This window comes from Pseudogemmobacter sp. TB195 (assembly GCF_058313095.1).
The window spans coordinates 247-500 of sequence record NZ_JBZEGG010000256.1; the positions used below are offsets into that span (position 1 = coordinate 247).

Genomic DNA, 254 nt, shown 5'->3' on the forward strand with positions numbered 1-254 from the left:
TGGCAAGCTGGAAGCTGAAATCCGCTCCCTGCGCGAGCGCCTCGCCCAGGCCCAGGGCGAATGCCAGACGCTTCGCCACAAACTGGCGGCCGAAAGCGCCTCGCGCCCGGCCGGAGCAGCCGGCGCGCCGGAAGCCGGGGCCAGCGACGGAAAGCAGGATGCGGTGATGGCGGACATCGCCAGGCTGCAAACCGAGCTGGCGGGCGCGGCAAAGGGCGGAAGCGTAATGGACAGCGCCGACGGCGCCCTGCGCC

General features: G+C 72.0%; 1 protein-coding gene. It reads left to right on the forward strand.

All coding sequences use genetic code 11. The features are described 5' to 3' along the window. Positions 1-254: hypothetical protein (locus tag AC4FS3_RS29665; protein WP_491023523.1), on the forward strand; the 254-nt coding region annotated here is incomplete at both ends.